The sequence below is a fragment of the Methanoregula sp. genome (assembly GCF_023227875.1).
In the GTDB taxonomy this organism is placed as follows: Archaea; Halobacteriota; Methanomicrobia; order Methanomicrobiales; family Methanospirillaceae; genus Methanoregula.
Map to the genome: position 1 here is coordinate 1 of NZ_JALOCH010000009.1, position 14,700 is coordinate 14,700.

General features: G+C 59.8%; 13 protein-coding genes. 9 read left to right on the plus strand and 4 right to left on the minus strand.

The window, feature by feature from the left end; translation table 11 throughout:
* Positions 1–335 precede the first annotated feature (335 nt).
* Positions 336–545 carry a hypothetical protein gene (locus M0R30_RS10185; protein ID WP_292546487.1) on the minus strand — a complete coding sequence of 70 codons (210 nt, stop codon included), beginning with the start codon at positions 543–545 and terminating at the stop codon, positions 336–338.
* A complete protein-coding gene (locus tag M0R30_RS10190) occupies positions 526–981 on the minus strand; it encodes a PIN domain-containing protein (RefSeq protein ID WP_292546490.1) in 456 nt (151 codons plus the stop codon). Before M0R30_RS10190 ends, M0R30_RS10185 begins: the two co-directional genes overlap by 20 nt.
* 258 nt (positions 982–1,239) lie before the next feature.
* Between M0R30_RS10190 and cdhA the strand changes: the two genes are divergently transcribed.
* The 8 genes from cdhA to M0R30_RS10230 all read left to right on the plus strand — a co-directional run bounded on the left by cdhA (position 1,240) and on the right by M0R30_RS10230 (position 12,271).
* The gene (cdhA, locus tag M0R30_RS10195) at positions 1,240–3,591 is read left to right on the plus strand and encodes a CO dehydrogenase/acetyl-CoA synthase complex subunit alpha (protein ID WP_292546492.1); all 2,352 of its coding nucleotides are present in this window, start codon (positions 1,240–1,242) and stop codon (positions 3,589–3,591) included.
* Positions 3,592–3,594: 3 nt separating this feature from the next.
* A complete protein-coding gene (gene cdhB, locus M0R30_RS10200) occupies positions 3,595–4,134 on the plus strand; it encodes a CO dehydrogenase/acetyl-CoA synthase complex subunit epsilon (RefSeq protein ID WP_292546494.1) in 540 nt (179 codons plus the stop codon).
* Between the two features lie 11 nt (positions 4,135–4,145).
* Positions 4,146–5,549 (plus strand): CO dehydrogenase/CO-methylating acetyl-CoA synthase complex subunit beta, encoded by a 1,404-nt coding sequence (gene cdhC, locus M0R30_RS10205; RefSeq protein WP_292546496.1) that lies wholly within the window; start codon positions 4,146–4,148, stop codon positions 5,547–5,549.
* On the plus strand, positions 5,530–6,777 hold the full coding sequence (gene cdhD, locus M0R30_RS10210; RefSeq protein ID WP_292546498.1) for a CO dehydrogenase/acetyl-CoA synthase subunit delta: 1,248 nt from the start codon (positions 5,530–5,532) through the stop codon (positions 6,775–6,777). Before cdhC ends, cdhD begins: the two co-directional genes overlap by 20 nt.
* Entirely contained in the window at positions 6,774–8,222 is a 1,449-nt protein-coding gene (gene acsC / locus M0R30_RS10215) for an acetyl-CoA decarbonylase/synthase complex subunit gamma (protein ID WP_292546500.1), read from the plus strand. Before cdhD ends, acsC begins: the two co-directional genes overlap by 4 nt.
* Positions 8,223–8,278: 56 nt before the next feature.
* Complete coding sequence (locus M0R30_RS10220; RefSeq protein ID WP_292546501.1) at positions 8,279–10,144, plus strand: ASKHA domain-containing protein; 1,866 nt, start codon at positions 8,279–8,281, stop codon at positions 10,142–10,144.
* Positions 10,145–10,260: 116 nt separating this feature from the next.
* Positions 10,261–10,887 (plus strand): class I SAM-dependent methyltransferase, encoded by a 627-nt coding sequence (locus M0R30_RS10225; RefSeq protein WP_292546503.1) that lies wholly within the window; start codon positions 10,261–10,263, stop codon positions 10,885–10,887.
* A gap of 58 nt (positions 10,888–10,945) precedes the next feature.
* Positions 10,946–12,271, plus strand: coding sequence for a PEGA domain-containing protein (locus tag M0R30_RS10230; RefSeq protein WP_292546505.1), 1,326 nt, complete (start codon positions 10,946–10,948; stop codon positions 12,269–12,271).
* Between the two features lie 121 nt (positions 12,272–12,392).
* On the opposite strand, the gene M0R30_RS10235 is transcribed toward M0R30_RS10230, so the two are convergent.
* Complete coding sequence (locus M0R30_RS10235) at positions 12,393–13,265, minus strand: PEGA domain-containing protein (RefSeq protein WP_292546507.1); 873 nt, start codon at positions 13,263–13,265, stop codon at positions 12,393–12,395.
* A 183-nt stretch (positions 13,266–13,448) separates the two neighbouring features.
* Here M0R30_RS10235 and M0R30_RS10240 point away from each other — a divergent pair, with 183 nt between their 5' ends.
* The gene (locus M0R30_RS10240; protein ID WP_292546509.1) at positions 13,449–14,117 is read left to right on the plus strand and encodes a VTT domain-containing protein; all 669 of its coding nucleotides are present in this window, start codon (positions 13,449–13,451) and stop codon (positions 14,115–14,117) included.
* A 71-nt stretch (positions 14,118–14,188) separates the two neighbouring features.
* On the opposite strand, the gene M0R30_RS10245 is transcribed toward M0R30_RS10240, so the two are convergent.
* The gene (locus tag M0R30_RS10245; RefSeq protein ID WP_292546511.1) at positions 14,189–14,689 is read right to left on the minus strand and encodes a YqhA family protein; all 501 of its coding nucleotides are present in this window, start codon (positions 14,687–14,689) and stop codon (positions 14,189–14,191) included.
* Positions 14,690–14,700 lie beyond the last annotated feature (11 nt).

The window sequence follows — 14,700 nt, forward strand, 5'->3', positions numbered from 1 at the left end:
AGAAATTCCCGTTCTACCTGAAAGAATTGGAGTTCAGATACAATCACCGTCAGCACGACCTTTATGATGATCTAGTGAAATGTATCTCTGAGTATTCTCGGGTGGCTTCTATTCAGTAATCACCTTTTTCTTTTGTCTCACCTTAACGATCGCGTGGGATGGACCCATTCATGGGATTTCTTCTGCCGAGCCGCGTTCATACCCCCCGGCCAGCCCGGGGCTTCCCCACCAGCACCGGCCCAACGGATGCACCGCCACGCGGGGACCGGCCTCATCGGCCCGGCAAGAACAGGACTCACGATTCAACAAATGGTTGATTAAGTGAATAAAAAAAATTAGAGCCGGGATTTCGTCTTCCGGTGTTCCATGATCCCGGCAACAACCGTATCAAAGTCCTTTTCGAGCCAGGTCTTGCGCTCTTTGGTATAATCCCCGCTTCCATGGGTATAACTCTGGATGAACCGGATTGCATCTGCAGGACCGAGGTTTTTCACCAGCACTTCAAACCCCTGAATACGGATCTCGTTAAGCGTCTTTACTTCCATTGGCTGTCACCTCCATGAACCACTGTACGGGATTTTTGGTTTCAACAGTAATCTTATCCTCGTGCCTCTTAATAACTTTGATGAGAGAATCATCGGTCGTCAGGAATGCTGCCCCGGCGTGTTCGGCACATGCGAGGTGCAGGGAATCGAAGGTATCCATCCCTTGTTCGTGGAATGATCGTGCCCGGGTAATGAGACCCTGATCGAGATTCACCTGTTCGCGTGCAAATTGCATGAGGCTACCAACATGTCTGCGTCTCTCCTCATCGGAAATCCTGGCAATTTCAAATTCGATCGTCTCGCTTCCTACAAGGATCCAGTCATCGGTGCATCGTTTGAGAATCGCGATCACTGCTTCGGTTTCCATCCTGATCCGGTTTGAGGTTTGATCATCGAATGGCCTGCAGAGGCAGCAGACATCCAGGTAGATTCGCATGAGAGTCTCCTGATCCTTTATTTTTCCCAGGCATCAATAAATGATTGTATCCGCTTGCGTTTTCACCCTCTCGTCTCTCGCAAGTGTTGGGCCACGACACAAAACCTTATGCAGGCTACCCGGACGGCCAGACGTAAATGAGGGTACACGGTTTGATCCGTTGCCACAATTCTCGAAAAGGTCCTTGAGCCGGAGTAACTCCATAACCTTATTTTACCCATCCCTCAAACTATAGTTGAACCTTTAGGGGGGGTTGCGGTGAGCCGGAAAAGTGTCAATTTCACGATAAAGGAGATCAATTCCGATCTTGCACAGTTCCGGGACCTCAACATCACGATCGGCTCCATCACCCGAGAGCGGTGGGAAGAGCCGATGGGGCCCACGCCGTACCCTTCGCTCACGACCCTCCGCTCCTGGGACCAGCGGCTTCTGAGCCGGTACAAGCCGTTCTACATGCCGTTCTGCGACCTCTGCTGCCTCTGCACGTACGGGAAATGCGACCTGACCGGCACCAAGAAAGGTGCCTGCGGGATCTCGATGCCCGCCCAGCAGTCACGCACCGTCCTTATCGCTGCGTGTATCGGGGCTGCCACCCACATCAGCCACTCGCGGGACCTCCTCAACCACGTGATCGCAACCTCCGGGCGTGACTGCCCGATCAATGTCGGCGGGACCAGTGTCGAAGTCGAGGCGCCGATCACCCGGCTGGTCTGCGGGGTCAAACCCGAGACGCTCGGGGACCTCGAACCCGTGCTGGACTACTGCGAGAACCAGCTGACCCAGCTCCTCGCGGTCACCCATACCGGCCAGGAAGGGAACCACCTTGACTTTGAGTCCAAGGTCTTCCATGCCGGCATGATCGACCACGTGGGAATGGAGGTCGCCGACATTGCGCAGGTCTCGGCGCTCGGCTTTCCCAAGGCAGACCCGGAAGCTCCCCTCTGCGACCTCGGTCTTGGCACCGTGGATACCAAAAAACCGGTCATCCTCGTCATCGGCCACAACGTCCCCCCGGCAACCGCGATCATCGATCACTTAAAAGAGACCGGCCTCTTCCCCGAGGTCGAAGTAACCGGCATCTGCTGCACGGCGCTCGATGTCACCCGGTATTCGCCGCGGGCGAAGATTGTCGGCCCGATCTCATGGCAGCTCCGCTATATCCGGAGCGGGGTGCCCGATGTCATCGTCATCGATGAACAGTGCGTCCGGACCGATACGCTGACCGAAGCAGCCCGGATCCATGCGCCCCTCATCGCGACAAGTGAGAAGAACTGCCTCGGCCTGCCCGACATGACGGACGAGACGGTCGACGCGATCGTTGCAGGGTTTGTCAGCGGAAAGGTCACCGGCGCCCTTATTCTCGATCCGGAGAAAGTCGGGGAGGTCGCGGTCGCAACAGCAATGGCTGTCGCCCCGAAGCGGAAGAAGCACAGCGTCCTCCCGACAAAGCACCAGCTTGGCGAGTGGGCGAAAAAATGCACCCAGTGCATGCTCTGCCGGCGTGCCTGCCCCAATGACCTCCCGATTGCCCAGGCAATCAGGCTCGCGGCATCCGGAAACCTCTCGGGTCTCGACGAGCTCTACGATGACTGCCTTGGCTGCGGCAGGTGCGAATCTGCCTGCAAGCAGAAAATCCCTATACACAGTCTCATCGTTGCCGCCGCGGACAAGAAGACAAGGGAGGAGACCTACTGCCTGCGGAGCGGGCGGGGCGCCATCCAGGACCTCGAGATCCGCAAGGTCGGCGGTCCCATTGTGCTCGGCGAGATCCCGGGCATTGTCGCGTTTGTCGGCTGCGCCAATTACCCGAAAGGCTCGCGGGAAGTTGCCGAGATGTGCATGGAGTTCGCACGGCGGAGGTACATTGTCTGCACCTCCGGGTGCTCTGCGATGTCGGCCGGCATGTACCGTGACGAAGAGGGCAAGACCGCGTACGAACGGTATTCCGGCGCATTCGAGGCCGGCGGGATCGTGAACGTGGGCTCCTGCGTGGCGAACTCCCACATTGCCGGCGCGGCGATCAAGATCGCGAGCATCTTTGCAAAGCGCCCCTTACGGGGCAATTACGAGGAGATCGCCGATTACGTGTACAACCGGGTCGGCGCAGTCGGCGTTGCATGGGGCGCCATGTCGCAGAAGGCTGCATCGATCGCAGCCGGGTTCTGGCGCCTTGGCATTCCCGTTGTTGTCGGCCCTCATGGTACGAAATACCGCCGCATGCTGCTCGGGCGTGCCGACAAGGATGCCGACTGGTTCGTGTACGATGCCCGGACCGGGGAGAAAGTGTACGGAGGTCCCGTGCCCGAACACCTCTTCTTTGCCGCGGAGACCAAGGAAGAGGCGATGGTCATGGTGGCAAAACTGACCATGCGCCCGAACGACACGAGCAGGGGCCGGGCAAACAAGCTCGCAAACTACATCGACCTCCACAAGCGGCTCGTTGGCGGCATCCCGCAGGACGTGTACCGGCTTGTCCGGACCCATGCGGACATCCCCCTGACCATGAAGGACGAGTGCCTGCTCCACCTGTCCGGGCATGACTGGAAGGAGTCGCCGATCCCCGACCCGACGCTCCTGCCCCGCATGGTCCACCAGAAGAGGGGTGACTAGACCATGCCGATGACCGATTCCTGGCAGACCGCCGAGATCCCCGGGCCCAAGAAAGCCTCCCTCATCATTAAGCCTGACATCGCAGACGCCCTGATCAGCCGGGCAAAACGCCCGATCATGATCGTCGGCCACGGCATCATCGAGTACGAAGTCGAGGGCAAGCCCCTCATCGACTGCCTCATCGCCCTTTCCCGGAAAGCGAAGATACCGGTCGTTGTCTCCGCGAGCACGAACAAGGAGTTCCTCTCCCGCGGATTCGAACCCGCCGCCATCATGTCGGCGGTCGAGATCAGCAGCCGGCTGACCGATCCGGAATGGAAGGGGCTTGACGGAAAAGAGTCGTACGACCTTGCGATCTTTGTCGGCCTCCCGTATTCCATGCAATGGACGATCCTCTCCGGGCTCAAGCACTTTGCCCCCGGTGTCAAGACCATGACCTTCGACTGCGTGTACCACCCCAACGCGAGCTGGTCGTTCCCGAACAGCACGATCAAGGACTGGGCGGCAAACCTCAAGGGCATTGTCGAGAATCTCGAGGACTAACGGAGCACACCATGTTTGAGAAGATCCCGGTTGAAGTAGGCCTTGTCCATGAAGGGGAGCGGGTCCGCAAGAACGACATGCAGGTGGAACTGGGCGGCCCGCACATCGCAGAAAAGTTCGAGATTGTCAGGGTCAGGCCGGCCGACCAGATCGAGGACGGTGCGATCCGCATTACCGGCCCCGACATCAGCGCGATGGAAGAAGGTAAGAGTTACCCGATCGGCATCGTTGTCGAGATTGCCGGCGCAAAGGTGGAGCCGGACCTCGAAGGGGTTGTCGAACGGCGGATCCACGAGTACTCCAATTTTATTGAGGGCTTCATGCACCTCAACCAGCGGTACGACATCTGGATCCGGCTCTCGAAGAAGTCCTACAAGAAAGGGCTCACCTCGTTCCGGTTCATCGGGGAAGTGATGCACGAGCTCTTCAAAAACGAGCTCCCCATTATCGAAAAGGTCCAGATCACGTTCATCACCGACCCGGACACGATCAGGCCCCTCTATGCAGAAGCACTCACAACGTACGAGGCACGCGATGCCCGGGCACGGGGGCTTTCCGACGAGGAGGTGGACACGTTCTACGGCTGTGCATTGTGCCAGTCGTTTGCCCCCACGCACGTCTGTGTCATCACCCCCCAGCGATACGCGAACTGCGGGGCGATCAGCTGGTTTGACGGCAGGGCCGCGGCCGGGATCGACCCCAAGGGGCCGATCTATGCGATCGAGAAAGGGACCTGCATCGATGCAGAGAAAGGCGAATATACCGGGGTGAACGAGAGCGCGAAGAAGCGCTCGATGGGCGAGGTGAGCCGGGTATATCTCTATTCCGCGTTCGGGTACCCCCACACGTCCTGCGGGTGTTTCGAAGGCATTGCCTTTTACATACCGGAAGTCGAAGGGTTCGGCATCGTCCTCCGCGGGTTCCGGGATGTCACGGTCAACGGCCTCCCCTTCTCAACGATGGCCGACTCCACGGCCGGTGGCCGGCAGATCGACGGGTTCCACGGCATCTCCATCGAGTACATGCGGTCGAAGAAGTTCATGGACGCCGATGGCGGTTACAACCGTGTTGTCTGGATGCCGCAGGAGACAAAGGAGCGCCTGAAACAGTACATCCCGGAGTCCGTGTACGGTGCGATTGCCACGGAGAAGGACGTGAAATCGATCCCGGAACTGAAGGCGTTCCTCTCCGCACATGACCACCCGGTCATGAAGCGCTGGGAGACCGGGCCTGAGGCCGGGCAGGACGCACTGGCCGGCGATGGCCGGCACGTGCAGGTCTTCTCCGGCGGGGACATCCCCCTCACCTCCGGGGGGTTCCGGATCATCCTCAAGAACGCACGGATCACGGCCGAGAAAGTGATCATCCAGCCGATCAGGCCGGGAGGTGAGCACCATGGCACGCAAAAACCCTGATAACGGACCCTCGCTCGATGCCGAGCAGCTCTTTGCCCTCGCACCGCAGCTCCGCGAACTGCTTAAGGGCGTCCACCAGATCGAGCTCGAACAGTTCTCCATGGAGATCGGCGACCTGGAACTTTTTATCCCCACGTCCGGTACCGGGCACGCAGCCCCGCACCCGGCAGCGTCTCCCGCGCCCGCACGGGTAAAACCAACGAGCCTGATCCGCGAGTCCTACTTCCCCCCGAATGCAGCATTCCCCGGAAAGATCCGCGAGGTCCGGCTGGGCGCGACAAGGGCCGAGGGAGGGAGCAGGTCAAAATCCCTCACCATCGGCGGTGCAACCACGCCAGCATACTTTGATTTCGGGCACCCGCCCCGCCACCCGCCGGTCATCTCGCTCGATGTCTTCGATATGCCCGTTGGCCTGCCCAAGGTCTTAAAGGAGAACGTGGCCGAGGTGATGAACGACCCGGCCGAATGGGCGCGGATGAACGTGAACAAGTTCGGCGCGGACGTGGTCACCATCCACCTGATGAGCACGGACCCGCTCTTCCGCGATGCCACGCCGGCTGCTGCGGTAAAGACGGTCGAGGAGATCCTCCAGGCCGTTGACGTCCCCGTGATCATCGGTGGCTGCGGCGACCCGAAGAAAGACGCCGAGGTCTTCACGGCCGTTGCGCAGATGGCGGAAGGCGAACGGCTCCTGATCAACTCGGTCACCCTCGATATGGCGGAGTCTAAAACCCTCGAACGCGTGGCAACCGCGGCCCGGGACCACGGGCACGTCCTGCTCGCCTTTACCGGCCTTGACCTGAACAATGCCAAGGAACTCAACCGCCGGCTGTACGAGTACATCCCTCCCGAGCAGATCGTGATGGACCTCACCACCGTCGCGCTCGGGTACGGCCTTGAGTACTCCTTCACCATCCACGAGCGGGCACGGTACGCCGCCCTGATGGGAGATTCAGAGCTCGCCCACCCGACCATCTCGGCCGCCACGAACGCGTGGGCTGCCCGGGAGGCCTGGATGAAGATGGCCCCCGAATACGGGACACGGGAACTCCGTGGACCGATCTGGGAGACGATCAATGCACTGACGCTGCTCCTTGCGGGAGTCGACCTCTTCTTAATGATGCACCCCGCAGCGGTGCTGACCCTCCGGGAGATCATCCCCCGGCTCGGAAAGACCGGTGCGCCCCATGCCGACCAGATCGCCGACTGGGTGGGGGTACGCATATGAGCCCCGACGGCCAGCCCGAAACGGGAAAGAAACGGAAGAGCATCAAGGAGATCAGCCCGATCGACGTGTACAAGCTCCTGCCCAGGACCAACTGCGCGGAGTGCGGCGAGGCGAACTGCATGGCCTTTGCCACCCGGCTCGTGAACGGCGAACTGCTGCTCGTAGACTGTCCCCCGCTCCACACCGATGAGTACCGGGCATCCCGCGAGAAACTCGAACGCCTCCTTGCACCCCCCGTGCGCACCGTCACCATCGGCACCGGGGAGCGTGCGATAAACATCGGCGGGAAATACGTGTTGCAGCGGCACGATTTCACGTACCACAACCCGACGCCCATTGCCATCGATGTCCACGACCTCATGCCAGAAGCCGAGCTGCTCGAACGGGTCCGGCAGATCGAACAGTTCGCGTACAATTACATCGGCAGGACGCTCACGCTGAACGCAATCGCCGTCCGCTCTGTCTCAGGAGATCCCACGAAATTCGGGAATGCGGTCCGGACCATCACCGGGGCAAGCCATCATCCCCTTATCCTCTGTGCGCTCGACCCGGAGGTGATGGCTGCGGGCCTTGCCGAGGCAAAGGAACGCCGCCCGCTCATCTACGCGGCAACCGAGACCAACTGGATGGCGATGGCCGACCTCGCGCTCAGCCACAAGGCCCCACTCGCGATCTTTGCCCCGAACGATCTCGCCCTGCTCCGCTCGCTTGTAAAGACGCTCCTTGCCTGCGGCGTCCAGGACCTTGTGCTCGACCCGGGCACGTTTGCGGATGAAGGATTCCCCGACACGATCGCCAATTTCACGGCCATACGGGCTTCTGCCTGCAAGCAGTTCGATGAGTTGTTCGGCTTCCCCCTGCTCGGGGTCCCGCTCACGGTCTGGACCGGCACGGAACTCTCCGAAGACGTGCTCACGTGGCGCGAGGCGATCACCGCCTCGATGCTCATCTCGCGGTACGCGGACCTCCTCATCATGCACAGCCTTGACGGCTGGGTGCTCCTGCCCCAGCTGATCTGGCGGTTCAACATCTACACCGATCCCCGGAAGCCCGTTACGGTCGAGGCTGGGGTCAGGACATTCGGGAGGCCGGATGCCAAATCCCCGGTCCTCATGACCACCAACTATGCCCTGACCTACTTTACCGTGGAGTCCGACATCAAGGTGGCAAACCTCGACTGTTATCTGATCGTTGTCGATACGGGCGGCCTGAGTGTCGAGAGCGCCGTTGCCGGGCGGAACTTCACGGCCGAGGGGATCGCCGCAGCCCTCAAGTCCAACAACGCTGCCGGCCTTGTCACCCACACGACGCTCGTCATCCCGGGCCTTGCCGCCCGGCTGAGCGGCGAGACCGAGGAGGCGACCGGCTGGAGGATCCTTGTCGGGCCTAAGGACTCCTCGGGCATTCCCCAGTTCCTCCGGGAACGCTGGCCGCCGGAAACCTGATTTAAATAGTTCCGGCTGCCACCTTTTCTCCATATTCATAGTGCTGGAATGCCCGCATGGGGTATTCCGGTGAATACCGGGATGACACGATGACAGGTACGTTCAGGGTGATCTTTCACCCCATGGAAAAGGAAGTACCTGTCGTACCCGGGACTACGGTCCTTGCCGCGATCCGGGCCGCGGGGGTCCAGGTCGAGAGCATCTGCGGCGGGAAAGGCGAGTGCAACAAGTGCAAAGTGATCCATGTTCTCGGCGACTGCGATGCCGGGACGCCCGCCGCAACCAAGGGGCTGACCGGGGATGAGATCTCAAAGAAGTACTGCCGCAGCTGCCAGACGCATATCCTCGGGCCCTGCGAGTTCTCCATACCGGTCGAAAGCCGCATCGACTCCCCGAAGATCCTCTTAAACCACCACGAAACGGAGACGCAGCCCGACCCGTCGGTTACCCGGCACCTGCTCGTCCCGGGACACCTCCATACCCATGCTGCCGGCCACCGGTCCCTGAAACTGGAGGGATACCGGGAGACCCGCCCCCACATGACCCGGGAACAGCTCCACCAGCTGATGGCAGCAACGGAAACCCTGACCGTCACCATCACCCGCACGGGAGGATATCCCGAGGTGATGCTGATCGAAGCGGGCGACGCCACCGCACGGAATTACGGTGTTGCGCTCGACCTCGGCACCACTACGGTAGTGGGCGTCCTCGCTGACCTGAATGCCGGCACGATCTGTGCCGAGGCATCCGACCTGAACCGGCAGATCACGCATGGCGAGGAACTGCTGACCCGCATTGCCGTTGCAAAGAAGCCCGGGGGAAAGGAAAAACTCCAGGCTGCCGCGGTGGAGAGCATCAATGTGGTGATCGGGCAGCTTGCTCGTGCAGCCGGAGTAAAGGAACAGGAGATCACCGATATCTGTATTGCCGGCAATACCGTGATGGCGTTTCTCCTCCTTGCCCACGACCCCTCGTGCCTCGAGATCGTCAACACGGAGATCTCCCGTATCCCGGAGGTTGTCAAAGCCGGCGCACTCGGTATTGCGGTACACCCGGAGACCCGGGTCTTCTGCCTCCCGAACGTGAGCAGGTTTGTCGGGGGCGATGCGGTCGGTGACGTTGTTACTGCTGGTGTGAATGCCTCCCGCGAACTCTCGCTGGTCATCGACCTTGGCACGAATGGGGAAGTGATCCTTGGCAACGCCGAGTGGCTTGCCTCGGTCTCGTGCGCATCCGGCCCGGCATTCGAGGGCGCCGGCATCTCGTCGGGCATGAGGGGAATGAAAGGCGCGATCGATCACGTGAACATCGACCCTGCCAGCGGGGAGGTGACGGTGACCACGATCGGAAACGGGAAGCCACGCGGGATCTGCGGGTCGGGCATCATCGATGCCGCAGCGGAGATGGTGGCTGCCGGGATCCTCGATTTCACCGGTAAGATTGTTGAAGGAAAGCCCGGTGTCCGCCAAGGTACCGGAGGACTTGAATTCGTCCTTGTCCCAAAGGAGAGGAGTGCTACCGGGCAGGAGATCCTCATCACCCGCGATGACATGGCCTACCTCATGGACTCGAAGGCCGCCACCTGCGGGTCCATCGGCGTGCTCATGAAAAAATACCGCGTGGGTGTGGAGGACATCAGCCATGTCTACCTCGCCGGTGCGTTCGGGGCCTATGCGGATATCAGGAAGATCATCGCGTTCGGCATCATCCCGGACTTTTACCGGGCAGAGTTCCACCAGATCGGGAACGGCTCCCTTGCCGGTGCCTGCGCCACCCTCATCTCACGGAAGAAACGGCAGGAGGCGGCCGATGTTGCAAAGAAGATGGTGTACATCGACCTGCTGGTGGACGCCGACTTCATCGAGGAGTACAGTGCAGCGGTCTACATCCCGGGCAAACCGGAGTATTTCCCGAAACACTGACCGGTTTCACAACAATACGGGCCGGGCGACCGGTTGGTTCCGGTTGCAGGAAACCCCGGAGTTCCGGGACATTTATACAACCAGTACGGCGAATGATTGTACCAGGATGAGTACAGATGAGTGCTGACAACACCCGGGACAACTGGGAGGCAGATTATTCGCGGAAGGGGAACCTCTTCGGGGGTGCACCGCATCAGCTGCCCCCGTTCCCTGCCGGTTCCCGGGTGCTGGAAGCCGGGTGCGGGAACGGGAAGTCGCTCTCTGCGATGGTACACCGGGACTGGTGCGTGACCGCGATCGATTTCTCACCCAGGGCAACGCTCATGGCCCGGGCGATCGCACGGGACGGTGCCGGGACGGAGGTCGTGGTCGCGGATGCCCGGACGATCCCGTTCCAGAACGGATCCTTTGACGGAGTGGCGGCCAACCATATCCTGGCGCACGGCCTGGCTGCGGACCGTTGCCGGATCGCACGGGAACTCTGCCGGGTCCTCCGGCACGGGGGGCAGCTCTGGTTCTGTGATTTTTCAACCGGTGATTTCCGGAACGGTACCGGGCATGAAGCAGAACCCGGCACGTTTGTACGGGGAAACGGGATTCTCACCCACTATTTTACAGATAATGAAGTGGCCGGCCTCTTTCCCGGGCTCGATCTGATATCCCTGCGCCGGCACGACTGGACCCTCCGGGTCCGGGGAAAGGACTATGCACGGTCCGAGATCTCCGCGTTGTTCAGAAAATGATCCGCGGCGCCCTGATCGGTCGAAATGTTTTATTGTATCCGCACCCACCTTCCCTCATATGAGACATACGATGAGATCATTGACCGCAGTGGCCTGCATCGCCCTGTGCCTCGTACTCGCGATCATCCCGGGAGCGTCCGGCATTGGCGGGGACGAGGGATGGATCCGCGTTGACTGCAATGTCAACGGTGCCTCCGTGTACCTTGACGGGGAGTACAAGGGTGAAACCGCCGGGGGATCCCTGACCATCCCGGTATACACGACCGGGACGCCCCACCAGTCTGTTACGGTAGAGAAGTCGGGATACACCTCGTATACCGGTGCCGTTACCATGCCTGCTGCAGATGAAACAACGACGGTCTATGCAACGCTGAACCCGATTGTTACGCCGACCCCGGTGAGTTACGGGTCGATCTCCGTGAGTTCCCAGCCGTCAGGCGCGGAGATCTACTTTAACGGGGATTACCGCGGGCTTGCACCGCTCGTCATATCCGATGTCTGGCCGGGCAGTTATACGATCCGGGCCGAGAAGTCCGGCTACCAGACCTACTCGACCACCGCCCGGGTCTCATCCGGTATCATGACGAGCGTGTACTGCCCGCTCACGAAGCACGAAACCTCCGGTGCACTCTACGTCCTGTCAACCCCTTCGAACTCGAACGTATACCTTGACTCGGCATACCAGGGGTCAACGCCCATCACCCTGAACAACCTCGCTTCCGGCTCGCACATCCTCGAGATCGACCATGCCGGGTATTATGACTGGAAATCCAGCGTCAGCGTACCCGCGGGAGGCACACGGACGGTTGACGCCACGCTGAACCCGATGCCGGCGAGCACGACCGGCTGGATCTATGTCTCGTCCAGTCCCGGCGGGGCATCCGTGACCCTTGACGGCAGTCCCAAGGGCGAGACCCCCTCCTCCGGTTCCCTGAAACTAAACAATATCGCAACCGGCAGCCACACCGTGACGCTCACGCGTCCCGGCTACCAGCCCTATTCTGCGACCACATCCGTGTCACCTAACACGGTGACCGAAGTGAGTGCCATCCTCCAGCCGGCCACGACACCGTCCGGCACCGGCGGCCTCACTGTCACGTCAACCCCCCCGGGCGCCAATGTCTTCCTGGACAACACGTTCATGGGCATCAGCCCGCTGACACTCAGTTCCGTTGCTACCGGGGACCATGTGGTCTCGCTCAGGCTTGACGGCTACCAGGAATATTCCGTTACCACACCGGTGAATGCCGGGGCGGTCAGCACGGTTTCGGCTGCACTGACCACGATCACCCCCGCACCCACACCCAGGTCCGCGATGCTTCCCGCAGCCGGTCTCCTCGCACTCTTCCTTGTAGCACTGGTCGTGATCCGCAGGAAACCCTGATCAATTCTTTTTTTTACCAGGCCCCGCCATCACGGCATGGTCGCGAATAATACCCAGGCTGTTGTCCGGAGAACCATCCGTAAAAATATGGACTGATTAAAAAGGGAGGGCGGTTCTGATATTAGTGCCTGCGGGATGACCACACGACAGCACAGCCGGCAAGGGCGAACAGAGCGAACAGCGCACTGAAACCGGGAGATACCGGCGTTGATGTCGGGCCCGAGTACGCAAGCACTACCGAAACCTGCAGTGTTTTGCCGGCACTTACGTTAACTGTTTTCGACACGGGTGCGTACCCGTCCTTCTGGAACCGGAGTGTATGGGCACCGGCCGAGATCTCGTCAAAGGTTGACGGGGCATTGCCCACGTAGACACCGTCAACCCACACCTCTGCATCTGCGGGAGATGCAGTGACCTTGATCGCCCCGTTGGCGGATACCACTGAACCGGCTTGTGCTGCTGCGGCTTTGGCTGCCGCAGCTTTTACCGGATCAACAATCGTGTGGGTGATGGAGGGGAGCGAATCCACGTTATTGAAGGTCCGGGCATAGTTGTCCGGGAACTTCACTGTCACGATCGTGGGGGAGAAATCCGCGGTTATCACGCTGCTCACCGCAGAACTCTGCAGGGCGATCTCCGCCTTCTTGAAGTCCATGGTGCTGGTCACGTATTCGGTTCCCGTGGGGACATCATTCACCAGGGAAAATTTTTTCAGGAGTATTGTGGCGCTCGACCGGTCCATCGAGATGAGCTGGGGGGGCTCGGAACTGCTGGAGAGCCCTTTTACCAGCTGTTCTTCAAGCATGGACTGCGGGATCGCATTTTCGATCAAACCTTCCAGAGCAAAACGGAAAGTGGCAGTTGCGTCCCCACCCTTGTCGACGGTGATATCAAGCGACTCCGCGGTGAACGCATGTACCGGTGCAACGGCAAGAAGCACGGCACAGATAAACAGGAGCGTGCAGCGGGAAAGCATATGGTTGTATTCTGACATGACAGGAGTCCCTCGTGAAATAAATACGGGAAACCTCTCCGGATGACCCGGCCGGGACACACGGATTCGGTTATTTATATGATCAGGTTTATCCGGGCAACCGTTAAGCATTTGTGTTTCGCCGTTACCGTTCCGGGTAACCGTCCATCTTAATATAGCGACGCGGCGCATATTCCGGGAGTTATGCTGGACTCGATCATCCCGCTCCTCCTCAACATCGACCAGAACCTGCCGGTTGTGGTCACCGAGTACGGGATCTGGACCTACGTGATCCTCTTCATCATCATCTTCTTCGAGACCGGTCTTGTCATCACCCCGTTCCTGCCGGGGGACAGCCTGCTCTTTGTCGGGGGTGCAGCAGCAGCTGGCGGAATTCTCGATGTATGGTGGCTGATCATCGTGGTCATTGCCGGCGCCGTGCTCGGGGATACCCTCAATTACTGGATCGGCAACCGCGTCGGGCTCCACCTGTTCCTTGAACGGTTCCCGAACCTCGTGAAGAAGGAATACATTGACCGGACGTACGGGTTCTATGAAAAATATGGCGGGGCCACCATCTTTGTTGCACGGTTTGTGCCGATGGTGCGGACATTTGCCCCGTTCCTGGCGGGAATCGGTACCATGCAGTACCACCGCTTCCTCTTCTACAATGTGCTCGGGGCCGTTGCATGGACGCTCAGCCTGGTACTCGGGGGGTATTACCTCGGCACATTTACCGTGGTGAAGGAGAACATGAGCCTCCTCATGATTGGAGTCGTCGTCCTTATGGTGGGCACGATCATCTTCATCATTGCGAGCGTCATCTCCGCGTGTCTCAGGAAACCGGCAGAAGAGAAAAAACCGGACGAATAATTTTTTTTAATCCGGCCTGGGGCGGACCGGAGACCTGCCTGTCAGCGGTCGCATCGATTCTGTAAAAAGATCTACGCTTCCTTTCCCGTGTGCATCAGTTTCAGGGCCAGGGCAAGGCCGACCATGGAGGCCGGGATGATGAGGGTCTCCCACTTGAGGGCCTCGGAACCTACCACGATCACGTGTTCAAGCAGGTTCACCGCGAGGATCACGATGATCACCTGGACAAGGAGGGTCTTGAGCTCGCTGATATTCCCAATATGCAGCCAATGGGGGAGGTCCGTAGTGCTGGTTTTCCCGTTGTGGATAAACAAGGCATAAATTCCAAAGGAGAAGATCAGGAGGACGAGCGCAAAGAGGAACGCGTCGACGGCCTGGATGAGGACAACCGATGCCGCCGTTTCCTCGCTTAAGTGGCCAGGCAGTATGGCAACGCTGCGGCCAAAGAAGAAGATGAGATACGCGTTGATGGTAAAGATGGCACCAGACAAAAACATCAGCACCGATCCGGCAAAGAGGGAGATCACCGCAATGACGGAGATATACCGGAGGGAGAAGAACCGGGAGAACATTATTCAAGCAT